The organism is Oryzomicrobium terrae (genome assembly GCF_008274805.1).
GTDB classification, from domain to species: Bacteria; Pseudomonadota; Gammaproteobacteria; order Burkholderiales; family Rhodocyclaceae; genus Oryzomicrobium; species Oryzomicrobium terrae.
This window is the reverse complement of the sequence record NZ_CP022579.1, coordinates 3,494,557-3,519,433: the sequence shown is the minus strand read 5'-3', so window position 1 is coordinate 3,519,433 and position 24,877 is coordinate 3,494,557. Positions and strand designations below refer to the sequence as shown.

Genomic DNA, 24,877 nt, shown 5'->3' with positions numbered 1-24,877 from the left:
GTAGCGATCGATCATGGACTTGCAGATCCTCCTCCTCCTCGGGCAGGACGGGCTCACCAACGGGGCCATCTACGCGCTCCTGGCGCTGGCCCTGGTGCTGGTGTTCACCGTTACCCGGGTCATCTTCATTCCCCAGGGGGAGTTCGTCACCTACGGCGCCCTGACCCTGGCCGCCATCCAGGCCGGCAAGACGCCGGCGACGATCTGGCTGGCGATTGCCCTGGGCGTAGTGGTTTTCCTGGTCGATGCCATCATCGCCCTACGCGCCCGGGCCTATCGCCGCCTGCCCCGTCTGGCCGCCCTGACCCTGGGGGTGCCCCTGGCGGTAGCGGGCCTGCTCCATGGCCTTGATGTGGCGACCCTGAGCCTGCCGCTGCAAATCCTGCTCACCCTGGCGGTGGTGGCGCCCCTCGGCCCGCTTCTCTACCGGCTGGCCTTCCAGCCCCTGGCTTCGGCTCCGGTGCTGGTGCTGCTGATCGTCTCGGTGGCCATCCACATGGCCCTGATGGGGCTGGGCCTGGTCTTCTTCGGTGCCGAGGGCTTCCGCACCCCGGCCTTCTCGGAAGGCAGCATGGACGTGGGTCCGGCGACCCTGCAATACCAGAGCCTGTGGATCGTCGGCGTTTCCCTGGTGCTGATCGTCGCCCTCTACCAGTTCTTTGACCGCACCCTCACTGGCAAGGCCCTGCGCGCCACCGCCATGAACCGTACCGGCGCTCGGCTGATGGGCATTTCCACCACTCTGGCGGGCAAGCTGTCGTTCCTCGTCGCGGCCCTGATGGGGGCCTTCTCCGGCGTTCTGGTTTCGCCGGTGACCACCCTGTACTACGACTCGGGCTTTCTCATCGGCCTGAAGGGCTTTGTCGGCGCCATCATCGGGGGCCTGGTGTCCTATCCGGTGGCCGCCCTGGGGGCGATCCTGGTAGGCCTGCTCGAATCCTTCTCGTCGTTCTATGCCAGCTCCTACAAGGAAGTGATCGTGTTTACCCTGATCATTCCCGTGCTGCTGTGGCGCTCGTTGACCACCCGCCACGTCGAGGAGGAGGAATGATGCGGCATATCCCTCTCGCCCTGTTTGCGGCCCTGCTTGCTTCGGGGCCGTTCTGGCTGCCCGAATTCGGCATCACCCTGCTCAACTACATCGGCCTCTACGCCATGGTCGCCCTGGGCCTGGTGCTGCTCACCGGCGTCGGCGGTATGACCTCCTTCGGCCAGGCCGCCTTCGTCGGCCTGGGGGCCTACACCACCGCCTACCTGACTACCGCCCACGGCCTGTCGCCCTGGCTTACCCTGGTCATCGGCTGGATCATCACCGGCGGCTTCGCCCTGTTGCTCGGCGCCATCACCCTGCGCCTGTCCGGCCACTTCCTGCCCCTGGGTACCCTGGCCTGGGGCATCAGCTTGTACTTCCTGTTCGGCAATATCGAGGATCTGGGTGGCCACACCGGCCTCACCGGCATTCCGGCCCTGAGCCTGGGCAGCCTGGAGCTGAAATCCGGCGAATCCCTCTACTTCCTCATCTGGCTGATCGTCCTGGCTTTCGTGCTGGTCACCCGCAACCTGCTCGATTCGCGCACCGGCCGGGCCATCCGTGCCCTCAAGGGCGGGGTGGTGATGGCCGAGAGCATGGGGGTCAACACCACCCGGGTGAAGATGGCGGTGTTCCTCATCGCCGCGATCATGGCTGCCACCTCCGGTTGGCTCTACGCCCACCTGCAGCGCTTCGTGAACCCCACCCCGTTCGCCCTCAACATGGGCATCGAGTATTTGTTCATGGCGGTGGTGGGCGGCGTTGCCCACGTCTGGGGCGCCATCGTTGGTGCCGGCCTGATCACCATCCTCAAGCAGTGGCTGCAAGACCTGTTGCCCCAGCTGCTCGGTAGCGACGGCAATTTCGAGATCATCGTCTTCGGCCTGCTCATGATCTTCATGCTGCAGCGGGCCCGGGATGGCATCTGGCCCCTGGTACTGAAGGTCTTCCACGGCCTCCTGCCGGCCCAGCAGCGCCGCCGCCTGGCTGCGGCCAGCGCCCTGGAGCGGCGCCCGGCGCGCAGCGCCGGCGAGGTCCTGCTCGACGCCCGGGACGTGACCCGGCGTTTTGGCGGCCTGGTGGCCAACAAGGACATGAGCCTGACCGTTTCCGCCGGCGAGATCCTCGCCCTGATCGGTCCCAACGGCGCCGGCAAGAGCACCTTCTTCAACCAGGTGTCTGGGGTGGATACCCCCACCAGCGGCGAGATCCGCTTCCTTGGCGAACGGGTGGACGGGGCCGAATCGCGGCGCATCGCCCGGGCCGGCATGAGCCGTACCTTCCAGCACGTACGCCTGCTGCCGACCATGACCGTGCTTGAAAACGTCGCCCTGGGCGCCCACCTGCGCGGCCACGGCGGCTATCTGGCGGCAGCCCTGCGCCTGGAGCGCGGCGAGGAGGCCCGTTTGCTCTGGGAAGCCCAGCGCGCCCTGGAGCGGGTCGGCCTGGCCGACTACGCCGACCAGCCCGCCGGCAGCCTGGCGCTTGGCCAGCAGCGCATCCTGGAAATCGCCCGGGCCCTGTGCGCCGATCCCTGCTTACTGCTGCTGGACGAACCGGCCGCCGGTCTGCGCTACCTGGAAAAACAGGCCCTTGCCGATCTGCTCAAGAGCCTCAAGGGTGAAGGCCTGGGCATCCTCCTGGTCGAGCACGACATGGACTTCGTCATGGGCCTGGCCGATCGGGTGGTGGTGATGGAATTCGGCGAAAAGATCGCCGAGGGGCTGCCTGCCGAGATCCAGTCCAACCCGGCGGTGATCGAGGCCTACCTGGGCGGCGTGGAGTGATGAGCGGCATGGAACACAAGCAACCCCTACTCGAAGTCCGCGACCTGGCGGTGGCCTACGGCAAGGTCGAGGCCCTGCAAGGCGCCAACCTGACCCTGCGCGAAGGCGAGCTGGTCACCGTGATCGGCCCCAACGGCGCCGGCAAGACCACTCTGTTGTCGGCCCTGATGGGTCTCTTGCCCGCCCGGGGCGAGGTGCTCCTCGACGGCCAGCCACTCAATGCCGACGTGGACGTGGAAGCCCGGGTCGGCCGGGGCATGATCCTGGTGCCGGAGAAGCGCGAGCTGTTCGCCGAGATGAGCGTCGAGGACAACCTGCGCCTGGGCGCCTTCTCGCGCCGCGGCGAAGGCGCGGCCGCCCGGGAGGCGACCATGGCCGACGTCTACGACCTGTTCCCGCGCCTCAAGGAGCGGCGCGGCCAGGAGGCTGGCACCCTGTCCGGCGGCGAGCGGCAGATGCTGGCCATGGGCCGGGCCCTGATGGCCAAGCCCCGGGTACTGATGCTCGACGAACCCTCCCTGGGCCTGGCGCCGCTGATCATCCGCGAGATCTTCCGCATCGTTTCCGAGCTGAAGAAGACCGGTGTGTCGATCCTGCTGGTGGAACAGAATGCCCGGGCCGCCCTCAAGGTGGCGGACTACGGCTACGTCCTGGAAACCGGTCACGTCGCCCTGGAAGGGCCGAGCGCCGACCTGGCGGCGGACGAGCGGGTGGCCGCTACCTACCTGGGTGGCAAGAAAGGTTGAGACCGGCGACCCGGTAGTTTCTACGACAACATACGCGCCAAAAAAACAGGGCGCGGTGCCCGGGCGAAAGACATCTGCCCGGAACACCGCGCCCTGCTTGCATTTTCACGACCCCCATCGGGGGAGGCAGACAGGACGCGGATCTCCACAAGGGGAGGTTGGAGATGCCCGCCCTGTCTGCCTCTACGCGATGCCCTTGGCCAACCCCGGGTCAGGGGGGAGGGGGAAGCCCCGGAGTTTTCGGGCTTCGCGTCATGCACGGTCGAACTCGATCAATTGCCCGATACGCCGCAGGTGAGTGCTGCTTCTGCACCGTGGCGAATCGGGGCGTTTGCCGGGAAGCATTCGTGGCCGCCCGGTCATACGCTTGCTGTTTCTCTGTTACGGCTGGGATGCTGGCGGTATCGGGTGGACGCCGGGTCCTGCCCTGCCTCCTGTCCTGCGACACCAAACATGGAGCCATCTTAGGCAGGACGCCAACGCCAATCTAATTGATTGTTTTAAAGCCGCTCATAGTGCGTTGCTATGAAACGCCGACGCCCCCGGAACGGGGGCGTCGCACAGGGCAGAAAGGGGCTGGAAAGGGGCCTAAAAGGGGAATAACAAGCCGAGGCGGGAGTCAACCCTTAGACGTCGTCCGGGTCCGGCGCGGTGATTGGCGGCACCAGGATTCCGTACTTTTTGCCGACCCGCTGGTAGAACTCCCAGGCAGCGAACAACTTCGGAGAACGGGGGTCGCGCTCCCGGGCCAGCTTGAGGTAACGCCGGCCGCGCAGGGCCAGCTCCTCCTGCCACCCCTTCTGGTCGAGCAGGGTGAAGATGGCGTTGCTGGCGTTGACCAGGAACTGCAGGTTGGGCATCCGCTCGGCGGCCTGGATGAGCAGCTCCACCGAGGCCTGCAGATCGCCCCCCTGGGCGGCGGTGACGCCCCGGTTGTTAAGATCCACAATCTCGCGGCTGACCTGGGCGAGCAGTTCCTGACCGGCTTCTTCCTTGCCGGCCTTTTCGAAGGCCAGGCGGATGTGGGAGAGGGTCGCCGGATCGTCGTGATGCACTGCCGCGACCCGCTTCATCAGTTCGCTGCCTGTCTCGTCCCGACCCTGGGCCAGGCAGACCTGGGCCAGTTCCACCTGTAGCCGCCGCGAAGTGGCTTCGGGACCGCCTTCGGCCACCAGGGTGTCGTGCAACGACAAGGCCTGATCGAGGCGTTTCTGGGCGCCGCTCTCGTCCCCTTCCTGGCGACAGACTTCGGATTCGAGCACCAGGGAGGCCAGTTCCGCCTGCTTGTCGCCGCGCCGCTCACGCTTGAGGTCCTGGATCACCTGCTTGGCACCACTGACGTTGCCCTTTTCGATCAACACCTTGGACAGGTTGGCGTAGTCGTCGGCACTGGCCAGGCTGGAGCCACGGGCCCGGTTCAGGGCGTTCTGGTAGGCCTTTTCCGCTTGGGACAGGTCACCGTTGCGGGTGGCCACGTCGCCCACCAGGCGCTGTCGCTGGGTATTGTGCGGGGCGATGCGGCCGGCTTCCAGCAGGGTTTCCTGGGCGGTGATGGGGTCGCCGCGCTGTTCCTGCAGGCGGGCGAGAAAATCATAGGCAGCCAGATATTCCGGGCAGTCGCGCAGCAGTTCGGTGAGCAGCGTCTCGGCTTCTTCCGAGGCGCCCCGGGCGTGTAGTGCCACCGCCAGTCCCATGCGCGCCCAGGGGATCGGCCGGTCGGTCAGGACGCGGCGAAAGACAGCCTCGGCGTCGCCGTAGCGGCCCACCGCGTTGAGGGTCTCCCCCTGCAGGCGCAGGGCTTCGGTGGCGTGGGCGGGCTGGGTGGCGGTGATGGCCTCGCAGGCTGCCACGGCAGCCGCCCAGTCGCCTTTTTCCAGGGCGGCATTGGCGCTGGCAAAAATCTTCTTCTTGAACAGGGCCCGGGCCAGGCGGCCCTGCAGCTGTTCGGCGGTGAACGGTTTGATCAGATAATCGTCCGGCGTCAGCTCGGCCACCGAGGCCACGTGCTGGTAACCCCGCTCGGCGGTGACGATCATGAACACGGTGGACAGGGGAATCAGGTGGCGATGGCGTAATTCCTCGAGCAATTGCTGGCCGTCCCGGCCATCTTCGAGTACGTAGTCGGAGAAAATCACGCCGAATTCGTGCTTGGCAACCTGGCGCAAGGCCTCCCAGGCCGACGAGGCGCCGTGCACCTGGGTTACCCCCAGGGTGGACAGCATGGTGCGCAGGGTATTGCGGGCGTTGGGCTGACGATCGACGATCAGCACCCGCAGGCGCAGCAGCTGTTCCTGAAGGGCGGCGAGCAGGGCATTCGATTGTTGGGCGGAAGGCGTGGCCATGGGGGCAAGAACGGTTGTTTGGCGGCGAACTTAAGGTATCAGGCCCATTGCTGCAAGGGACATGCGGCAAGCATGACAGGTTCCCCTGACGGGCTGCTGCGCCAGCCGTCTGCCGGCCTGACGTGGCGGACAACCGGCGGTCTGGCTGTCGAGGCAACCGCGGCGGCTCCCCGGAATAGGGGAAAAGCGGTTAAAATTCAGCCCATTGGCGCGCTTTTACGGCCCCTCCCCGAGGCGGCATGGCGTATAATCTTCGCCCCTTTTCCGGCTGTTCCTGCTCGCTCCGCCTGGAGTCCTTCCCCATGCTGTACCCCGAATCCTTTGACGTCATCGTCGTCGGTGGCGGCCACGCCGGCACCGAGGCGGCCCTCGCCGCGGCCCGCGCCGGAGCCAAGACCCTGCTGCTCACCCACAACCTGGAAACCCTGGGGGCGATGAGCTGCAACCCGTCCATCGGCGGCATCGGCAAGGGCCACCTGGTCAAGGAAGTGGACGCCCTGGGCGGCGCCATGGCGGAAGCCACCGACGAGGGCGGCATCCAGTTCCGCATCCTCAACGCCTCCAAGGGCCCGGCGGTGCGCGCCACCCGCGCCCAGGCCGACCGGGTGCTGTACAAGCAGGCGATCCGCAAGCGCCTGGAGAACCAGCCCAACCTGACCCTCTTTGCCCAGGCCTGCGACGACCTGATCGTCGAAGGCGACCGGGTGGTGGGCGCCGTCACCCAGCTCGGGGTGCGCTTCTCCGCCCGGGCGGTGGTGCTCACCGCCGGCACCTTCCTCAACGGCCTGATCCACGTCGGCCTGCAGAACTACACCGGCGGGCGCATGGGCGATCCGCCGTCCGTGTCCTTGGCGGCCCGCCTCAAGGAACTGAAGCTGCCTCAGGGCCGCTTGAAGACCGGCACCCCACCCCGGCTCGATGGCAAGACCATCGACTTCGCCGGCATGGAGCCCCAGTACTCGGACGACCCGCTGCCGGTGTTCTCCTTCCTTGGCAACGCCGCCCAGCATCCGCGCCAGCTGCCCTGCTGGATCACCCAGACCAACGCCCGCACCCACGACATCATCCGCGACAACCTGGACCGTTCGCCGATGTACACCGGGGTGATCGAGGGCGTCGGGCCGCGCTACTGCCCGTCCATCGAGGACAAGATCCACCGCTTCGCCGGCAAGGACAGCCACAACGTCTTCCTCGAACCGGAAGGCCTGGACACCCACGAGATCTACCCCAACGGTATCTCCACCAGCCTGCCCTTCGACGTGCAGTTGCAGATCGTGCGCTCGATCAAGGGTCTGGAGCACTGCCACATCCTGCGTCCGGGCTACGCCATCGAGTACGACTACTTCGACCCGCGCGGCCTGAAGTCGTCCCTGGAAACTAAGGCCATTGGCGGCCTGTTTTTCGCCGGCCAGATCAACGGCACCACCGGTTACGAGGAAGCCGCCGCCCAGGGCCTTTTGGCCGGGGCCAACGCGGCGCTGCAAGCCCTGGGCAAGGACGCCTGGTGCCCGCAGCGGGACGAGGCTTACCTGGGGGTGCTGGTGGACGACCTAATCACCCGCGGCGTGTCCGAGCCCTACCGCATGTTCACCTCCCGGGCCGAGTACCGGCTGCAACTGCGCGAGGACAACGCCGACCTGCGCCTCACCGAGACCGGCCGGCGCCTCGGCCTGGTGCCGGATGCCCGCTGGGACGCCTTCTGCCGCAAGCGCGACGCCATCGAGGCAGAGCGCCAGCGCCTCAAGGCCACCTGGCTGCACCCGGGCAAGCTGCCCGCCGGCGAGGCCGAGCGGGTGTTCGGCAAGCCCCTGGAGCGGGAATACCACCTGCACGACCTGCTGCGCCGGCCCGAGGCCAGCTACGAAAGCCTGATGACCCTGCCCGGCGCTGTCGAAGGGCGCGCCGAGGCGGCCCTGGACCCGCAGGTGATCGAGCAGGTGGAAATCCAGGCCAAGTACCAGGGCTACATCGACCGCCAGCAGGACGAGGTGGCCCGCGCTGCGGCCTATGAGAGCCAGGTGCTGCCCGCCGACCTGGACTACGAGACAGTGGTCGGCCTGTCCAAGGAAGTGCGCGGCAAGCTCGGCCAACACCGCCCGGAAACTCTGGGCCAGGCTTCACGCATCCAAGGCGTCACCCCGGCGGCGATCTCGCTCCTGGTGATCCACCTGAAGAAGCTCACCGGCCGCAACGGTTCCGTTGCCAGCCAAGGTGCTTCCAGCACCCCGTCCGCCGCATGAGCGCCGCCCGACTGACTGCCGGGCTGGCCGCCCTGGGCCTGGACCTGGACGCCGCCGCCCAGCAGAAGCTGCTCGCCTACCAGGCCCTGCTGCTGAAGTGGAACCGCACCTACAACCTCACCGCCCTGCGCGATCCGGCCAAGGTGCTGCCTTACCACCTGCTCGATTCCCTGGCGCTGCTACCCTTCGTCGGCGACGGCGACCTGCTCGACGTCGGCAGCGGCGGCGGCATGCCGGGCATTCCGGTGGCGATCGCCCGTCCCGACCTGGCGGTGACCCTGGTGGACAGCAACAGTAAGAAGGTGGCTTTCCTCACCCAGGCGGCCATCGAACTGGGCCTGCCCAACGTGAGCGCTCGCTGTTCCCGGGTCGAAGAACTGGCGCGGCCCGAGGGCTATGCCCAGATCACGTCCCGGGCCTTTGCCGAACTGGTGGATTTCATCCGCCTGACCCGCAACCTGATTGCCCCGACCGGCCGCTGGCTAGCGATGAAAGGGGTCTATCCGGCCGACGAGATCGCTCGCCTGGACGCCGCCGACCTGGGGGTCAAGGTAGAAGCGGTGCATCCCCTCAGCGTGCCGGAGGTGGAAGGCGAACGCCACGTGGTGATCATCGTGCCGACCAGCGTCCCCGTCACGGCGTAACATGGCGCGCTGCATCATCGATCATTTCAACGTCATTCAACTGCGCCGATCCGGCGATTACAGGGAGTAAAGCACCCATGCGCGTGCTGGCCATCACGAACCAGAAGGGCGGTGTCGGCAAGACGACCACCAGCGTGAACCTTTCTGCCTGCCTGGCGGCCCAGGGCCAGCGGGTGCTGATGATCGACCTGGATCCCCAGGGCAACGCCACCACTGGCAGCGGCATCTTCAAGCGCGAGGCCCTTCCTTCGGTGTATCAGATGCTGATCGGCAATGCGACCCTGGACCAGGTGCGCATTAAAACCGAGTTCGGCTACGACGTGCTGCCGGCCAACCGGGAGTTGGCCGGCGCCGAGGTGGAGTTGATCGAAATCGACCAGCGCGAGACCCGTCTCAAGGCCGAACTGGCCAAGGTCGCCGACGACTACGATTACGTGCTGATCGACTGCCCGCCGGCCCTCAACCTGCTTACGGTGAACGGCCTGGTGGCCTCCAACGCAGTGATCATCCCGATGCAGTGCGAGTACTACGCTCTGGAAGGCCTGACCGACCTGGTCACCACCCTGCGCAAGGTACGCGCCAACCTCAACCCGGGGCTGGAGATCGAGGGTCTGCTGCGCACCATGTACAACCCCCAGAGTACCCTCACCCAGCAGGTCTCGGGGGAACTGGAAAGTCACTTCGGTGAGAAGGTCTACGCCACCCTCATCCCCCGCAACGTACGCCTGGCCGAGGCGCCGTCCTACGGCAAGCCGGTGATTGCCTTCGACCGGGCTTCGCGGGGCGCCCAGGCCTATATGTCCTTGGCCGAGGAAATGCTCGCGCGTCATGCCCAGGGCACCGGCCAGGGACCGTCCGGTCTGCAGTGAGCGGGACGGCAGCGCTGTCAGTGGGGTCCGCCGGATCCGATCACAACGAATTCAAGGAAAACAACGCGTCATGAAACAAAAGGGATTGGGTCGCGGGCTGGATGCCCTGCTGGCGGGTGAGCCTGCTGCCAACAAGGACGTGCAGCGTAGCCTCAAGGTCACCCTGATGCTGCCGGGTAAGTACCAGCCGCGCACACGCATGGATAGCGAGTCGTTGCAGGAGCTGGCGGCCTCGATCAAGGCGCAGGGGATCATGCAGCCGATCCTGGTGCGGCCGATCCGCGACCCTCTGGGCGACAAGTACGAGATCGTTGCTGGCGAGCGGCGCTGGCGTGCCTCCCAACTGGCCGGCCTGTCCGAGGTGCCGGTGCTGATCCGGGAAATTCCCGACGAAGCTGCCCTGGCCATGGCGCTGATCGAGAACATCCAGCGTGAGAACCTCAATCCGCTCGAAGAAGCCATGGGTTTGCAACGCCTGGTGGACGAGTTCGGCCTGACCCACCAGCAGGCGGCCGATGCTGTGGGTCGTTCCCGCCCGGCAGCGTCGAATCTGTTGCGCCTGTTGCAACTGCCAGCGCCGATCCAGGATCTGCTGCTGGAGAGCCAGATCGACATGGGCCACGCCCGCGCGCTGTTGCCCTTGCCCACCCAGGTACAGCTATCTCTGGCCCAGCGCGTCGCCAGCAAGGGTCTGTCGGTACGTGAAACCGAAAAACTCGCCCAACTGGCGCTGCAACCCCCCAAGGAACCCGAGCCGCGCAAGGTGGACCGGGACCTGCTGCGTCTCGAAGAAGAGCTGTCCGACGTGTTGGGCGCCCGGGTCGAGATCCGGGCCAATAAGAAAGGCACCGGCAAGGTGCATATCGCTTTCGATTCCCTGGAAGAGTTGGACGGCCTGCTCGGGCGTTTGCGTTAATTCAGCCAGGAGTTGCGCTCAGCGAGAAGGGCCGTTCGGCAATATGTTCCAGCCTATGCCGAACGTTGCCCAAATTGCGAATAACGTAAGGCGTTCGGATAGGCAAAATCCAGCACCAGAGAGGGGCGGCGCCTTCTTATTGCAGCGCACCAACATTGACGTAATAACGATCACGTCTTATAGTAGACCGTCTTTGTGGCGACCGCAGGTCAAGGTGCGCCCAGCAGCCATGCCCGGGCGGGGAGTGCCCAGAGCTGGCCGAGCGGATGCAAGGTTCCCGATGGGTTTGCAGCAGGTGAGAAAAAGGCGGCAAGCGTGTTTCGGGTAATTTTTCTGCAGCTGGCGATAGCAACTGTGACAGCGGTCCTCTGTGGCTGGTTCGTCGGAATCCGTGGTGCGGTTTCGGCGGCGTTGGGGGCAGCCGCCTACGTGGTGCCAACCCTGCTCTTCGCCGTCCGTCTGGCCGTTTCCGCGCAAAAGCGTGCGCCTAGCGCCGCCGGGTTCTTTTTCGGCGAATTCGTCAAGATAGCCGCAACGATCGGATTATTGGCGCTCGCCGCCAAGACCTACGGGGATGTGCATTGGCCCACCCTGTTGATTGGTCTGGTGGTGGTGCTGCAAGCGAATTTCTTGGCTTTTTGGAAGACGTCCTGATATGGCAACCGGTCACGAAGCACATGCCCCCACCGCGGGCGAATACATCGTCCACCACCTTACCCAGCTGAACACCACGGGTCATCCCCAGCAGTCGGTCATCGACTTCTCGGTGATAAACCTCGATACGGTCTTTTTCTCCGTCCTGATGGGCGTGCTCGGCCTGTTCGTGATGTGGCGTGTCGCCAAGAGCGTGACTTCCGGCGTGCCGGGTCGCCTCCAGGCCGCCGTGGAAATTGTCCTTGAAATGGTCAACAACCAGGCCAAGGGCATCGTCCACAGCGAAGAGTCGCGTAAGTTCGTGGCGCCCCTGGCCCTGACCGTGTTCGTCTGGATCTTCCTGATGAACTCGATGGACTTCCTGCCGGTGGACCTGTTGCCGAAGATTTGGGCGGCGGCTTCCGGTGATGAGCATGCGTTCCTGCGCGTCGTTCCCACCGCCGACCTGAACGGTACCCTTGGCATGTCCGTCGGCGTACTGCTGGTCTGCCTCTGGTACAACATCAAGATCAAGGGCCTGGGCGGTTGGGTGCACGAATTGTTCACCGCGCCGTTCGGTAGCCACCCGGTTCTCTACCCGATCAACTTCGCCATGCAGATGATCGAGTTCCTGGCCAAGACCGTTTCCCACGGCATGCGACTGTTCGGCAACATGTACGCCGGCGAACTGGTGTTCATGTTGATCGCCCTGATGGGCGCCGCTTGGGCCGGTACCGCTACCGGGGCTGCCCTGTGGGTCGGCCACGTGGTTGCCGGGACCGTCTGGGCCATCTTCCACATCCTGATCGTTGCCCTGCAGGCCTTCATCTTCATGATGCTGACCCTGGTGTACATCGGTCAGGCACACGAATCCCACTAAAAGCGACGGGCAACCCCAGGTTGCCCGTTTCTTTCGGTGATCGATAACCCCCTTTTTGTTTTCAACCTTTAACCCACTTTAAGGAGTCGTCATGGAACACATCCTCGGTTTTGTTGCTCTCGCCGCCGGTCTGATCATTGGTCTGGGTGCTATCGGTGCCTGTATCGGTATTGGCATCATGGGCTCCAAGTACCTGGAAGCGTCCGCCCGTCAGCCCGAACTGATGAACGAGCTGCAAACCAAGATGTTCCTGCTGGCCGGTCTGATCGACGCCGCCTTCCTGATCGGTGTCGGTATCGCGATGATGTTCGCCTTCGCCAACCCGTTCGTGCTCAAGTAATCCCGGACTTCCCCTTCCCGTATCAATTCATAGGGAGTTGAAGCCGTGAATCTGAACGCAACGCTGTTCGCCCAGCTCGTTGTGTTCTTCATTTTGGCGTGGTTCACGATGAAATTCGTGTGGCCGCCCATCGTGAAGGCACTCGACGAGCGTGCGAAAAAAATCGCCGACGGCCTGGCCGCCGCCGAGCGCGGTAAGCATGATCTTGAGCTTGCCACCAAGCGCTCCTCGGACGCCCTGCGCGAAGGCAAGGAAAAGGCCTCCGAACTGATCGCTCAAGCCGACAAGCGCGGCCAGCAGATCGTCGAGGAAGCCAAGGAAGCCGCGAAGGCCGAGGCGGAGAAGATCATCGCCGCTGCCCGTGCTGAAGTCGCTCAGGAAGTCGTCCGTGCCAAGGAAGAGCTGCGTGCCCGTGTGGCCGAGCTGGCCGTGGCGGGTGCTGGCAAGATCCTGCGTCGTGAAATCGACGCCAAGGCTCATGCCGACATCGTGGCGGCTATCCAGAAGGACCTGTAACGCGTATGGCTGAAAACGTCACCATCGCCCGTCCGTACGCCGAGGCGGTTTTCCGCCTCGCGCGGGATGCCAAGGCTCTCGCCGCCTGGTCGGAGCGCCTCAAGGCGCTCTACCTTGCTGCGCAGAATCCGGACATGGCCGAGGTGTTCTCCAACCCGAGCCTGTCCTCTGAACAGCGCGTGCAAGTGACGCTGGCGGTGGTGGGTGAGGAAAAGAACGCCGAATTCGCGAACTTTGTCCGGGCGCTTGCCGAAAACGAGCGCCTCGCCGTCCTTCCGCAAATTTACGAGCTCTACGAGCAACTCAAGAGCACCGAGGAAGGGGTCAAGGAGGCTGTGATTCACAGCGCCTTCCCCCTGGATGATGGCCAGCTCAAGCAACTGGTCGCCCACCTCGAGTCCCATTTCAAATCCAAGCTGACCGCCCGCGTTGAAGTCGATCCCGAACTGATCGGCGGTATCAAGGCCGTGGTGGGCGACGAGGTGCTCGACGCCTCCGTTCGCGGCAAGCTGGATGTTATGGCCACGGCGCTCAAGAGCTAGGAGATTTCCATGCAGCTGAATCCTTCTGAAATCAGCGAACTGATTAAAAGCAAGATCCAGGGCCTGAACGTTGGCGCTGAGACCCGCACCCAGGGCGTGATCGTGTCCGTGTCCGACGGCATCTGCCGCGTGCACGGCCTGGCCGACGCCCAGCAGGGCGAAATGATCGAACTGCCGGGTGACACCTTCGGTATGGCGCTCAACCTCGAGCGCGATTCCGTCGGCGTCGTGGTGCTGGGTGAGTACGAGCACATCAAGGAAGGCGACATTGCCAAGTGCACCGGCCGCATCCTGGAAGTGCCCGTGGGTCCCGAAATGCTCGGTCGCGTGGTCAACGCGCTGGGTCAGCCGATCGATGGCAAGGGTCCCCTGAACAACAAGCTGACCGACAAGATCGAAAAGGTCGCGCCGGGCGTGATCTGGCGTAAGTCCGTGTCCCAGCCGGTGCAGACCGGTATCAAGGCGATCGACGCCATGGTGCCCGTCGGCCGTGGTCAGCGCGAACTGATCATTGGTGACCGTCAGACCGGTAAGACCGCCGTTGCCGTGGATTCCATCATCGCCCAGAAGGGCCAGAACATGATGTGTATCTACGTGGCGGTAGGCCAGAAGGCCTCCACCATCGCCAACGTGGTGCGCAAGCTCGAAGAGCACGGCGCCCTGGAATACACCATCGTGGTTGCCGCCACCGCTTCCGAGTCCGCCGCGATGCAGTTCATCGCACCGTACTCTGGCTGCACCATGGGTGAGTACTTCCGCGACCGCGGCCAAGACGCCCTGATCATCTATGACGATCTGACCAAGCAAGCCTGGGCCTATCGCCAGATCTCCTTGCTGCTGCGCCGTCCTCCCGGCCGTGAAGCTTACCCGGGCGACGTGTTCTACCTGCACTCCCGTCTGCTCGAGCGCGCTTCCCGCGTTTCCGAAGAGTACGTCGAGAAGTTCACCAACGGCGAGGTCAAGGGCAAGACCGGTTCGCTGACCGCCCTGCCGGTGATCGAAACCCAAGCCGGTGACGTGTCCGCCTTCGTGCCGACCAACGTGATCTCCATCACCGACGGTCAGATCTTCCTGGAAACCGACCTGTTCAACGCCGGTATCCGTCCCGCCATCAACGCCGGTATCTCCGTGTCCCGCGTCGGTGGTGCTGCTCAGACCAAGCTGATCAAGAAACTGTCCGGCGGTATCCGTACCGACTTGGCCCAGTACCGCGAACTCGCGGCCTTTGCTCAGTTCGCCTCCGACCTGGACGAAGCCACCCGCAAGCAGCTGGAGCGTGGTCGTCGTACCGTGGAAGTGCTGAAGCAGCTGCAGTACGCGCCGATGAACATCGCCGACATGGCGGTGACCCTGTTTGCCGTGACTCGCGGCCACATGGATGAAATCGACGTCAAGCGCGTGCTCGAGTTCGAAAAGAGCCTGCACAGCTTCGTCCGCCAAAAGTACGCCGATCTGGTGTCCAAGATGGAGACGACCAAGGATCTGGATTCCGAAGGCGAGAAGCAACTCGTCGCCGCCATCCAGGAATTCAAGGCCGCCTGGGTCTAATCCGTCGAGGAGAGCGTAATGGCTGGCGGCAAGGAAATCCGCAACAAGATCAAGAGCGTCGAAAACACGCGCAAGATCACCAAGGCCATGGAGATGGTGGCCGCCTCGAAGATGCGCAAGGCGCAGGAACGCATGCGTCAGTCGCGTCCGTACGGCGAGAAGATCCGGCGCGTCGCCGCCCACCTCTCCCACGCGATCACCGAGTACAAGCATCCCTTCCTGATCAACCGCGATGGGGCCAAGAAAGTCGGCCTCATCGTGGTGACCTCCGATAAGGGCTTGTGCGGCGGGCTGAACTCCAACGTGCTGCGTGCCGTCCTTCTGAAAATGAAGGAATGGGACGAAAGCGGCGTTGCCGTTCAAGCCACCGCCATCGGCAACAAAGGCCTGGGCTTTATGCAGCGGGCCGGTGTCGAAGTGGTGTCCCAAGTGATTGGCCTGGGGGATACCCCCCACCTGGAAAAGCTGATCGGCCCGGTCAAGGTGCAGCTCGACGCATTTAACGAAGGCAAGATCGACCGCCTGTACATCGCCTACAACCGCTTCGTGAACACCATGAAGCAGGAGCCGGTGGTGGAACAGCTGTTGCCGTTGTCCGACGATACCGTCGGCACCGAGTCGACCCGCTGGGATTATGTGTACGAGCCTGACGCCAAGTCCGTCATCGACGAACTGCTGGTGCGCTACGTGGAAGCACTGATCTACCAATCGGTAGCAGAGAACATGGCTTCCGAGCAGAGCGCCCGGATGGTGGCGATGAAGGCGGCATCCGACAACGCCAAAACGGTGATTGGCGAGCTGAAACTGGTCTACAACAAGACCCGTCAGGCTGCCATTACCAAAGAGCTGTCGGAGATCGTCAGCGGGGCTGCGGCCGTTTAACGGTTTATTGGTTTAAGGGAAAAGACGATGAGTCAAGGTGCAATCGTTCAGTGCATCGGCGCGGTGGTGGATATCCAGTTCCCCCGTGACGCGATGCCCAAGGTCTATGACGCCCTGATGCTCGACGCCTCTGCCGAGCATGAGAACGTCGAGAAGGGCCTTACCTTTGAAGTGCAGCAGGAACTCGGTGACGGCGTGGTGCGTACCATCGCGCTGGGCTCCACCGACGGCCTGCGTCGTGGCATGCCGGTGAACAACACCGGTAAGGGGATCGCCGTGCCCGTGGGCCACGGTACCCTCGGCCGCATCATGGACGTGCTGGGTCGTCCCATCGACGAAGCCGGCCCGATCGAAGCCGACGAACTGCGGGTTATTCACCAGAAGGCCCCCGAGTTCAAGGATCTCTCCCCCTCCGTGGACCTGCTCGAAACCGGCATCAAGGTGATCGACCTGGTCTGTCCGTTCGCCAAGGGCGGTAAGGTGGGCCTGTTCGGTGGCGCCGGTGTGGGCAAGACCGTGAACATGATGGAGCTGATCAACAACATCGCCAAACAGCACTCCGGCCTGTCCGTGTTTGCTGGCGTGGGTGAGCGTACCCGTGAGGGCAACGACTTCTACCACGAGATGAAGGACTCCAACGTGCTGGACAAGGTGTCCATGGTGTTCGGTCAGATGAACGAGCCCCCGGGCAACCGTCTACGCGTGGCGCTGACCGGCCTGACCATGGCCGAGCGCTTCCGCGACGAAGGCCGGGACATCCTGTTCTTCGTGGACAACATCTACCGCTACACTCTGGCCGGTACCGAAGTGTCCGCCCTGCTGGGCCGGATGCCGTCTGCCGTGGGTTACCAGCCCACCCTGGCTGAGGAAATGGGCCGTCTGCAGGAGCGCATCACCTCCACCAAGACCGGTTCCATCACCTCCATTCAGGCCGTGTATGTGCCCGCGGATGACTTGACCGACCCGTCCCCCGCGACCACCTTCCTCCACCTGGACTCCACTGTGGTGCTGTCCCGTGACATCGCCGCCCTGGGTATCTACCCGGCTGTGGATCCGCTCGACTCCACCTCCCGTCAGCTCGATCCGCTGATCGTGGGTGAAGAGCACTACAGCGTGGCCCGTCAGGTGCAGATGACCCTTCAGCGTTATAAGGAACTGCGCGACATCATCGCGATTCTGGGTATGGACGAACTGTCTCCCGAAGACAAGCAGTCCGTGGCCCGGGCGCGTAAGATCCAGCGTTTCCTGTCCCAGCCGTTCCACGTGGCCGAAGTGTTCACCGGCTCCCCCGGCAAGTACGTGCCGCTCAAGGAAACGATCAAGGGTTTCAAGATGATCGTTACCGGCGAGTGCGACCACCTGCCCGAGCAGGCCTTCTACATGGTCGGCACCATCGAGGAAGCCTTCGAAAAGGCCAAGACCCTGCAGTAATCCTGCACGGACGCAACCGACCTGCCTCCCGCTCCCGGAGCATGACTCCGGTGAGCCGGGTGGGCGAGAGGACAGACTATGGCATTGAGAGTTCACGTTGACGTCGTCAGCGCCGAAGAGCAGATCTACTCCGGCGAGGCGGAATACGTGGTGCTTCCCGGCGAAGCCGGCGAACTGGGTATCTGGCCGCGGCATACGCCGCTGCTGACCCGGATCAAGCCGGGCGCGGTCCGCATCAAGGTGCCGGACGGCGAAGCCGAGGTGATCTACGTCTCCGGTGGCATGCTCGAAGTTCAGCCCAACATGGTCACCGTTCTGGCCGACACCGCCATCCGCGGTGCCGATCTGGACGAAGCCAAGGCGCTGGAAGCCAAGAAGGCAGCCGAAGAAGCCCTGCAAAATCGCAGTGGCAACATCGACTACGCCAAGGCCGAGTCCGAGCTGGCCGAAGCTGTGGCCCAGCTGGCGACCATCGAGAAGCTGCGCAAGCGGCGCGCGCACTAAGGCTTCGGCCCCACCGGTCGCAGGTTTTAAAGCACCAAAGAAAAAGGCAGCCTTCCAGGCTGCCTTTTTTTATCCAAAAACTTCTGATGTGTTGAAGTGCTGCTAGGTGCTGTGGCGGGACTGCTCGCCCAGACGTTGCAGGCGCTTTTCCAGGCGTGCCAGATCGTCGCGCAGACGATCAACGGCGCTGCCGAATTCCTGCACGGCCTGACGCGATGGCACCATTCCTCGCTCTTCAACCAGATATTCGGCACCGTTGGCGAGTAGCCGGCGGCCGGCATCCTGCTGCCAGCGCCAAGCCATGGCGGCCCACAGGCTCAGGCGCCGGGCCGGGATATCGCCAAGCAGCCGTGCCATATCAGCTTCGCCGTCCCAGCGCAGATGGCGGAAAACGAAGCCAAGGGTTTCGGCCAGATCGGCTGCCCCGCTGACCTGCACACGTCCAAGAACCGCCTCCAAGCCGCTACCTGGCAAGGCTCCAAGAGCTTCCATCGGCAGGCACAGGGTCACATCGACCGGGATGTCGGGAAGACTGGTCACGAGCAGGCCATCGCTTCCGATGGCAAAGGGAAAGCGTAGCGCGGCCGCGCTGCCACTCCCCTGGGCACCGATCACCACCTGGGCGTGGCGCCCGGCAAACGGGCGCAGCCGCTGCGCCGCCCAGCCCGTTTGCACCAAGAGATGGTTGGCGACGGTGACGAACAGATGGCCCGACGATTTCCCCGCGCCCCGGGGCAGGGGCAGGGCGGGGAAACGGGCGAACACGGGAGCAATCACCGTTTCAAGCACGGTGCGCGGGGAAGGGAAGGTGCTGCCGGAGCTCATGGGAAGGGCGTGGTTCAGTCCAGTTGCTGGATCCCGGCAACACGCCAGCCATCATTGCCGCTGGCGGCCTTGACCAAGTGCCAGACCTCGTCGAACGCTGTCGGCGGCGCATCCTTCTCTTCGCGCAGCAAGCCGTAGTAACGCACGCTGGCGATGTGGCGAGCCCCTTCGCTGGCGACTTCGAGCAGGCTGGCGTGCAGCTGCACGATATCGGTCGTCTGGCTGGCACCTCCCCGTTCGGCGAGCTGGGCGTTGATCACGGTGAACATTTCCGGAGTCAGGAAGTCACGGATCTCGTCGATATGGCCAGCGTCGTTGGCCGCTTGAAGGCGGACGAAATTGCGTTTGGCCACCTCAAGGAAACCGGCAGCGTCGAAATCGGCGGGGATGCGGGCCGTTGTTTCTTGCACGCCCGGCGCATTGCCGACATTCGGGTTCGGCTCGCCCGTGGCGCCGCCCGGTGTAGAGGCCATCGGTTCGGGCATCGGATTGTAGGAGGGACCGCCAACCCCGGCGTACTGCAGCGGCTCGGCATTGGCGGGCGTGGCCCGGCGCGCGAAGATGAGGCGGAAGACAAAGACAGCAGCCATCACCAGCAGGGCGATCATCAGGAAGTTGGCAACGCCTTCACCCATACCGAAATGCGACAGCAGGGCGGCAATGCCGAGGCCTGCGGCCAGACCAGCGATGGGTCCAAGCCAGTTGCGCTTGGGTGCTGCAGCTGCGGGCGCCGGTGCCGGCTGATTGGGGGAGGCCTGGGTGGGGGCTTTTTGCGGCGCACTCGGCGCTGCAGAGGGCGCCTGGGCGGGCGACGTCGGGGTGGCCTGCCGCTGCATGCCGTAGGATTTGCCGCCTCCCAGACGCTTGGCTTCGGCAACGGGGCTCACCGCGACCACGGCGATGGCGGCGGTGGCGATGACAAAAGACTTGAAGAAGGAACGGCGGGCCACTAGGGTCTCCTTTGATGACAATGTGCCCCGACTAGACCATCAAACCGGTGCTTCATCAGTAACGATTGGTATCACGGCTTACGCAGTGTGACGGTGGGGGCTTAGAAACGGTAGCCGATGTGCAGCGCCACCACGCCGAGGGTGAGGTTGTGGTACTCAACCTTGTCGAAGCCGACGCCTTCCATGATGCCCTTCAGGGTTTCCTGGTCAGGATGCATGCGGATCGACTCGGCCAGGTAGCGGTAGCTGTCGGCATCGTTGGTGACCACCTGGCCGACCCGCGGAATGACCTGGAATGAATAGAAATCGTAGAGGGGGGCCACCGGCTCCCACACCTTGGAGAACTCCAGCACCATCACCTTGCCACCGGGCTTGATGACCCGGCGCATTTCGGCCAGGGCCCGGTCCTTGTGGGTCATGTTGCGCAGGCCGAAGGCCACGGTGACCACGTTGAAATACTGGTCGGGGAAAGGCAGGGCCTCGGCATCGCACTGCACGGCCGGCACGATCTGACCCCGGTCGGTGAGGCGGTCGCGGCCGACGCCGAGCATCGAGGCGTTGATGTCGGAGAGCCACACCTGGCCGCTCGGGCCGACCCGCTTGGCGAAGGCGAGGGACAGATCGCCGGTGCCGCCGGCCACGTCGAGCACCCGATCCCCGGCCTTGACGCCGCTCTTGCCGATGGTAAAGGCCTTCCACAGCCGGTGGAGGCCAGCGGACATGAGGTCGTTCATCACGTCGTAGCGGGTGGCTACGGAATCGAATACTCCGGCGACACGCTTGGCCTTTTCGTTCTCGGCAACCTGTTGGTAGCCGAAGTGGGTGGTGCTGGGGGAGGAGTCGGTTTCGCGCATGGCAATGCTTTCGCTGTGGTACGGCGGCGGAATGAGAAGGGCGGACGGAGGGGCCTGGGGTTTAGCTCTTGCAGCCGCAGCTGCCCGAACCGCACCCGCTGCCACTGGGCGCAGCACTGGGGGGCTGGGGGTCCCGGGAGAGGCCGGCGGCGTCGAGCTTGGCCAGGTAGTCGGCCCACCAAGTCTCGTAGTTCATCCCGAGTTCGTGCAGGTAGTCCCACGAATACAAGCCGCTGTCGTGGCCGTCGGAAAAGACGGGCTTGAGCGCATAGCTGCCGACCGGCTCGACCCGTTCCACCGCTACATCGCGCTTGTTGGCCTGGAGCTTTTCCTGACCGGGGCCGTGGCCGCGCACTTCAGCCGAAGGCGAATAGACGCGCAGGTATTCGTAGGGCAACGAGAAGGAACGGCCATCATCAAAGGCGATTTCCAGCACCCGGGATTTCTGGTGCAAGGTGATGGCGGTGGGCAGAGGGGTGTCTTTGGTCAGTCCGGCCATGGCAAGCTCACGGAAAATGCGGCAACGACCCGGCGGTAGGGCGTGCCAGGGCGCCTATCTTAGCGCAAAGCACCCCCCTTTCCGCGCAAAACCATGTAAGGTCCGGCCTCCAGGCGCATTGTCATGAATCTGTCACGGGTCTTTAATAGACTGGCCGCCAATTCTTAATGTGCTAATCGAGTGCCCGTCATGCCCGCCAACATTCTCGTGGTCGAAGACGAACCGGCTATCCAGGAACTGATTGCCGCCAACCTCCAGCATGCTGGCCACCACGTGCTCCGCGCCGACGATGCCGAAGTCGCCAGCCGCCTGGTTCGCGACGCCCTTCCCGACGTGGTGCTGCTCGACTGGATGCTGCCCGGCCAGTCGGGTATCCAGTTCGCCCGCAAGCTGCGCGCCGAAGAGCGGACCCGGGACGTGCCGATCATCATGCTCACAGCCCGCAGCGACGAGCAGGACAAGATCCTTGGCCTGGAAACCGGCGCCGACGACTACATCACCAAGCCGTTCTCGCCGCGGGAGCTTGTTGCACGTATCAAGGCCGTACTGCGCCGGCGCGCCCCGCAGATGACCGAGGATTCGGTGGAAGTGGGCGGTCTCAAGCTCGATCCTGCCACCCACCGCGTCACCGGCAACGGTCGGCCGGTGGATCTCGGACCCACCGAATTCCGCCTGCTGCACTTCTTCATGACCCATCCGGAGCGGGTGCACAGCCGCACCCAACTGCTCGACCAGGTATGGGGTGACCACGTTTTCGTCGAGGAGCGCACGGTGGACGTGCATATCCGCCGCCTGCGCAGTGCCCTGGAGCCTAGCGGCAACGAGGGATTGGTGCAGACCGTGCGCGGCAGCGGCTACCGTTTTTCTGCCCAACAGGATTAAGGCCGCACCGCCGTGAAAACCCTGTGGATCGGCGCCGTACTTACGGCCCTCCTGCTGGCGGCCGTGGGCGCCGGGGTGGGTATCTTCCTTGGCACCACCCGGGCCGTGGAAGTCGTCCTGGCCCTCACCGTCCTGCTCGGCCTGCATCACCTCCACCAGTTGCACAAGTTGATGGCCTGGCTGAAGGGGTCTCTGGATACTCCGGTCCCCGAGGGCGCTGGAATCTGGGACAAGGTGTTCGCCGGTCTGCACCGCAGAGTGCGTATCCGGGTTGAACAGCAGCAGGCCCTGAGCAACGCCCTGGAGCGTTTCCGCCGTGCCGGCGAAGCCTTGCCCGACGGGGTCGTGATCCTCTCCCAACATCGCCAGATCGAGGGCATGAACACCAAGGCGGCGGCTTTCCTCGGCCTCAATCTGCGCAGCGACGTGGGCCAGACCATCACCAACCTGCTGCGCCAGCCGGATTTTGTCGCTTATCTGGACGGCGGCCAGTTCGGCGAGCCGCTAATCCTGCGCAACGTCCGCGCCGACGGCGTCTGCCTGCAGATCCAGGTGATCCCGTACGCCGGTGAGCGGCAGCTTCTGCTGGTGCGCGATGTGACCCAGCTGGAGCGGCTGGAGACCATGCGCCGCGATTTCGTCGCCAACGTCTCCCACGAACTGAAAACGCCCCTGACCGTGGTGGCCGGTTTCATTGAAACCCTCCAGGACCTGCATGACAGCCTCAGCCCGGAACAGGTCGAGCATTACCTGAGTCTGGCCCACGACCAGTCGATCCGCATGCAGCACCTGATTGCCGACCTGCTCACCCTGTCGGCCCTGGAGACCAGCGGCAGCAGCGCCGAAACCGAACTGGTGGAGGTGGCTCCCCTGCTCGAAGCCGTCCGGGCCGACTCCCTGGCCTTGTCCAGCGGACGTCACGAGGTGACGCTGGAAATGGACGGGCCGGCACGCATCCTCGGCGTGGCCAGCGAACTGCGCAGCGCCTTCGGCAACCTGGCCTCGAACGCGGTGCGCTATACCCCGGAGGGTGGACGGATCAGCCTGCGCTGGCAACGGCGACCCGATGGCGCCGCCTTCGTGGTGGCCGATACCGGCATCGGTATCCCGCCCCAGCACATTCCCCGCCTGACCGAACGCTTCTACCGGGTGGACCGGGGGCGTTCTCGGGAGTCGGGCGGCACCGGCCTTGGCCTAGCCATCGTCAAACACGTGTTGACCCGGCACCAGGGCCGGCTGGAGGTGGAGAGCGAGCCGGGCAAGGGCAGTACTTTCACCGCCTATTTCCCCGCCACCCGCTTTCCTTCCGCGCTCGACGAAACTGCCCGCGCCGTGGCCTGAGTCGGTGTCGCCAGGCGTTTCCCCGGCGCAGCGAGAAACCTAGCGCGGCACGGACCTGCTATCCGGCCGGGACGAAACTGACCCGCTCGAAATCCACCCCTTGCTCCAGACGCCGGGTGAGCCTGACCCGCCTGTGTCCATCGCTCACTACCTCCAGCTGGCGTCCGTTTACGTACCAACCGCGGGGGATCACCAGCGAGGCTTCCTGGCCCACTGTGGGCATGCCCGGCAGCAGGAAGGCCGGGTGGTATGCCTCGTCCTTGCCCCCCGCCAGGTCCGGGCGTACCGCTGCCGCCAGCGGTAGTCCGGGCAGGATGGCGATCCCCAGCACCACCCCGCCCTCCCGGTCCTCCATCAACCAGGTGGCGCGGCCGAGCAGGCATTGGCTGCCATCGGGCGGTATTACGGCCACCAGCTGGTTGTGGGTCAGGCGCAGTCCGGCCCGGCTGCGGCCCAGGCGAAACCCGGTGGCCGACTGGTTGATCACCTGCCATGTTTCGACGGCTTGGGTCTGATGGGCGTGGACGATCTCCAGGTCGGTTGCCGGATCGACCTGATGGCGAAAGACATAGAGGCGTTCGAAGGACTCCCGGGAATAAATCGTCGTCGGCTGGGCAAACGGGCGGCCGTGCAAAAAATGGTAGATGGCCTCGACCCCGCTGCAGACCCGGGCGGTTCCGCTCCCCGCCCAGCGGCGGTAACGGCGCGGTGCCGCAGTGAGAGACCAGGGGCGGCTGAGTTGGCCAACCAGATGGGCGCAGCGGTCGGCGGCCATGTCTTCCCCCAGGCCGAGTTGTGCGGGGTGCTCCCGGTGGGCCAGTTGGGCCTGGGTGTGCTGCAACTGGGCGGTTAGGCTCCCCGTCTCCAGACGACGCAGGTCCGCCTGGTTGGTAGCCGCGACCGGGTGCAGGCCGGCGTCATCGAGCAGGTTCACGGCAAAGCGGGGCGGCGTAGCGGCGTCCACGGGTAGGAGCTGCACCAGCGGAGCCCAACGGGAGGCCAGGCGGCGGACGAAGCGCAGCGCTTTGAGGTCCAGGGCGTAGGGGGTGGCCAGGTCGAGGAGCAACGCTTCCACGTAGGTCGCCGCAGCCTGGGTCGAGCCGCTGCCCGGGTTCAGCGGGTCCTCCACCGGCAGGTTGGCCACGCCCCATTCCTCGGCACTGGCGTAGTAGCCGTGCAGATCGAGCCACAGCCCGGCGCCGGCTTCCCGTCGTGCCCGGTAATGGTCATACAGGGCGTGGGCGATGCAGTGCAGGCAGCGCTGCAGGATCAGGGCCAGTTGTTCCGGGGGAAACGGTTCTTCCCGGGGCACCAGCTGGGCGCAATGGGCGTAGGCCCCGGCCAGGCGCCGCCAATCCTCGACTACCCGGACGAAGGCTGCGTTTTCCCGATCGCCCAGAGGGACGGCCCGCTCGGTGAAGGTCCGGGCGGTTTCTTCCTGTACGTAGGAGCAGACCAGCCGGGTTTGCTCGAGCAGGAGCAGGTAGTCGACCGGGGGCAGCGGATGCAGGCGCAGACTGTCGAGCAGCAGGGACAGCGCGTTGCGGGCCTCGATCGGGTTGGCCAGCGGTAAGCGGGCCAGGTAGGCGAGACCCGCCTCAAGATGCGGGATGGCGGGCGGGGTCGGTGGGGTCGCCGCGGGATAGGAAAGGGCACTAGTCACGGCGAGGGCCCCT

Annotated in this window: 24 protein-coding genes; 18 read left to right on the top strand and 6 right to left on the bottom strand. The window is 64.7% G+C overall.

Annotated elements, in window-relative coordinates; all coding sequences use genetic code 11:
- Positions 1-13: 13 nt before the first annotated feature.
- Genes OTERR_RS15915 through OTERR_RS15905 form a run of 3 tightly spaced genes read left to right on the top strand, consistent with a single transcriptional unit; the run spans position 14 to position 3,563 of the window.
- Positions 14-1,051, top strand: coding sequence for a branched-chain amino acid ABC transporter permease (locus OTERR_RS15915; RefSeq protein ID WP_149426364.1), 1,038 nt, complete (start codon positions 14-16; stop codon positions 1,049-1,051).
- A complete protein-coding gene (locus OTERR_RS15910) occupies positions 1,051-2,817 on the top strand; it encodes a branched-chain amino acid ABC transporter ATP-binding protein/permease (RefSeq protein ID WP_425466042.1) in 1,767 nt (588 codons plus the stop codon). Before OTERR_RS15915 ends, OTERR_RS15910 begins: the two co-directional genes overlap by 1 nt.
- Entirely contained in the window at positions 2,817-3,563 is a 747-nt protein-coding gene (locus OTERR_RS15905; protein WP_149426362.1) for an ABC transporter ATP-binding protein, read from the top strand. Before OTERR_RS15910 ends, OTERR_RS15905 begins: the two co-directional genes overlap by 1 nt.
- 626 nt (positions 3,564-4,189) lie before the next feature.
- Here OTERR_RS15905 and OTERR_RS15900 read toward each other — a convergent pair.
- On the bottom strand, positions 4,190-5,905 hold the full coding sequence (locus OTERR_RS15900; protein ID WP_054619886.1) for a tetratricopeptide repeat-containing response regulator: 1,716 nt from the start codon (positions 5,903-5,905) through the stop codon (positions 4,190-4,192).
- Between the two features lie 302 nt (positions 5,906-6,207).
- Here OTERR_RS15900 and mnmG point away from each other — a divergent pair, with 302 nt between their 5' ends.
- The 13 genes from mnmG (at position 6,208) to OTERR_RS15835 (ending at position 17,850) form a co-directional block, all read left to right on the top strand.
- A complete protein-coding gene (gene mnmG, locus OTERR_RS15895) occupies positions 6,208-8,145 on the top strand; it encodes a tRNA uridine-5-carboxymethylaminomethyl(34) synthesis enzyme MnmG (RefSeq protein WP_149426584.1) in 1,938 nt (645 codons plus the stop codon).
- Positions 8,142-8,789, top strand: a complete 648-nt coding sequence (gene rsmG, locus OTERR_RS15890; protein WP_149426361.1) for a 16S rRNA (guanine(527)-N(7))-methyltransferase RsmG — start codon at positions 8,142-8,144, stop codon at positions 8,787-8,789. The genes mnmG and rsmG overlap by 4 nt, the downstream gene beginning before the upstream one ends.
- A 77-nt stretch (positions 8,790-8,866) precedes the next feature.
- The gene (locus OTERR_RS15885; RefSeq protein ID WP_054619889.1) at positions 8,867-9,658 is read left to right on the top strand and encodes a ParA family protein; all 792 of its coding nucleotides are present in this window, start codon (positions 8,867-8,869) and stop codon (positions 9,656-9,658) included.
- Between the two features lie 70 nt (positions 9,659-9,728).
- On the top strand, positions 9,729-10,574 hold the full coding sequence (locus OTERR_RS15880) for a ParB/RepB/Spo0J family partition protein (RefSeq protein WP_054619890.1): 846 nt from the start codon (positions 9,729-9,731) through the stop codon (positions 10,572-10,574).
- A gap of 315 nt (positions 10,575-10,889) precedes the next feature.
- Positions 10,890-11,228 (top strand): ATP synthase subunit I, encoded by a 339-nt coding sequence (locus OTERR_RS15875; protein WP_054619891.1) that lies wholly within the window; start codon positions 10,890-10,892, stop codon positions 11,226-11,228.
- A 1-nt stretch (position 11,229) separates the two neighbouring features.
- Entirely contained in the window at positions 11,230-12,087 is an 858-nt protein-coding gene (atpB, locus tag OTERR_RS15870) for a F0F1 ATP synthase subunit A (RefSeq protein ID WP_054619892.1), read from the top strand.
- Between the two features lie 91 nt (positions 12,088-12,178).
- Positions 12,179-12,427: a F0F1 ATP synthase subunit C gene (gene atpE, locus OTERR_RS15865; RefSeq protein ID WP_014235959.1), complete on the top strand. Its 249-nt coding sequence runs from the start codon at positions 12,179-12,181 to the stop codon at positions 12,425-12,427.
- 45 nt (positions 12,428-12,472) lie between these two features.
- Positions 12,473-12,943 carry a F0F1 ATP synthase subunit B gene (locus OTERR_RS15860; RefSeq protein WP_054619893.1) on the top strand — a complete coding sequence of 157 codons (471 nt, stop codon included), beginning with the start codon at positions 12,473-12,475 and terminating at the stop codon, positions 12,941-12,943.
- A 5-nt stretch (positions 12,944-12,948) separates the two neighbouring features.
- Entirely contained in the window at positions 12,949-13,485 is a 537-nt protein-coding gene (locus OTERR_RS15855; RefSeq protein ID WP_054619894.1) for a F0F1 ATP synthase subunit delta, read from the top strand.
- Positions 13,486-13,494: 9 nt separating this feature from the next.
- Entirely contained in the window at positions 13,495-15,033 is a 1,539-nt protein-coding gene (atpA, locus tag OTERR_RS15850) for a F0F1 ATP synthase subunit alpha (RefSeq protein WP_149426360.1), read from the top strand.
- A gap of 18 nt (positions 15,034-15,051) precedes the next feature.
- A complete protein-coding gene (atpG, locus tag OTERR_RS15845) occupies positions 15,052-15,915 on the top strand; it encodes a F0F1 ATP synthase subunit gamma (RefSeq protein WP_054619896.1) in 864 nt (287 codons plus the stop codon).
- 27 nt (positions 15,916-15,942) lie between these two features.
- Positions 15,943-17,346 carry a F0F1 ATP synthase subunit beta gene (gene atpD / locus OTERR_RS15840; RefSeq protein ID WP_054619897.1) on the top strand — a complete coding sequence of 468 codons (1,404 nt, stop codon included), beginning with the start codon at positions 15,943-15,945 and terminating at the stop codon, positions 17,344-17,346.
- A gap of 78 nt (positions 17,347-17,424) precedes the next feature.
- The gene (locus OTERR_RS15835; RefSeq protein ID WP_054619898.1) at positions 17,425-17,850 is read left to right on the top strand and encodes a F0F1 ATP synthase subunit epsilon; all 426 of its coding nucleotides are present in this window, start codon (positions 17,425-17,427) and stop codon (positions 17,848-17,850) included.
- A gap of 102 nt (positions 17,851-17,952) precedes the next feature.
- Here the strand turns inward: OTERR_RS15835 and OTERR_RS15830 are convergent, their stop codons facing one another.
- From OTERR_RS15830 to OTERR_RS15815, 4 genes are all read right to left on the bottom strand, one after another.
- A complete protein-coding gene (locus tag OTERR_RS15830; protein ID WP_149426359.1) occupies positions 17,953-18,675 on the bottom strand; it encodes a ubiquinone biosynthesis accessory factor UbiJ in 723 nt (240 codons plus the stop codon).
- Positions 18,676-18,689: 14 nt separating this feature from the next.
- A complete protein-coding gene (locus OTERR_RS15825; protein ID WP_149426358.1) occupies positions 18,690-19,625 on the bottom strand; it encodes a Tim44 domain-containing protein in 936 nt (311 codons plus the stop codon).
- Between the two features lie 101 nt (positions 19,626-19,726).
- On the bottom strand, positions 19,727-20,479 hold the full coding sequence (gene ubiE / locus OTERR_RS15820; protein ID WP_149426357.1) for a bifunctional demethylmenaquinone methyltransferase/2-methoxy-6-polyprenyl-1,4-benzoquinol methylase UbiE: 753 nt from the start codon (positions 20,477-20,479) through the stop codon (positions 19,727-19,729).
- Positions 20,480-20,540: 61 nt separating this feature from the next.
- Entirely contained in the window at positions 20,541-20,978 is a 438-nt protein-coding gene (locus OTERR_RS15815; protein ID WP_149426356.1) for a gamma-butyrobetaine hydroxylase family protein, read from the bottom strand.
- A 189-nt stretch (positions 20,979-21,167) separates the two neighbouring features.
- On the opposite strand from OTERR_RS15815, the gene phoB reads away from it, so the two are divergent.
- A complete protein-coding gene (gene phoB / locus OTERR_RS15810) occupies positions 21,168-21,860 on the top strand; it encodes a phosphate regulon transcriptional regulator PhoB (protein WP_054619903.1) in 693 nt (230 codons plus the stop codon).
- Positions 21,861-21,872: 12 nt separating this feature from the next.
- Positions 21,873-23,201 (top strand): phosphate regulon sensor histidine kinase PhoR, encoded by a 1,329-nt coding sequence (gene phoR / locus OTERR_RS15805; protein ID WP_149426355.1) that lies wholly within the window; start codon positions 21,873-21,875, stop codon positions 23,199-23,201.
- Between the two features lie 58 nt (positions 23,202-23,259).
- Here phoR and OTERR_RS15800 read toward each other — a convergent pair whose 3' ends face one another.
- A complete protein-coding gene (locus OTERR_RS15800; protein WP_149426354.1) occupies positions 23,260-24,864 on the bottom strand; it encodes a hypothetical protein in 1,605 nt (534 codons plus the stop codon).
- Positions 24,865-24,877: the final 13 nt, after the last annotated feature.